The sequence below is a fragment of the Neisseria sp. P0009.S007 genome (genome assembly GCF_051962515.1).
Genome location: NZ_JBQCVF010001341.1, coordinates 1 through 230 on the forward strand (window position 1 = coordinate 1; position 230 = coordinate 230).

The 230-nt window shown below is 57.8% G+C and carries 1 rRNA gene; it reads right to left on the bottom strand.

Features of this window, described 5'->3' with window-relative positions:
- Nucleotides 1–230: ribosomal RNA gene (locus tag ACTHS3_RS18865) — 16S ribosomal RNA — on the bottom strand; the annotation flags it as partial.

Below are 230 nucleotides of genomic sequence, written 5' to 3' on the forward strand. Positions count from 1 at the left end.
CCTCAGTGTCAGTAACGTCCCAGCGAGCTGCCTTCGCTATTGGTGTTCCTCCTGATATCTGCGCATTCCACCGCTACACCAGGAATTCCACTCGCCTCTTCCGGATTCTAGCCCGGCAGTATCCACCCGCTTTCCAGGGTTGAGCCCTGGACTTTCAGAGCGGACTTACCGGGCCGCCTACGCGCGCTTTACGCCCAATGATTCCGGACAACGCTAGCCACCTACGTATT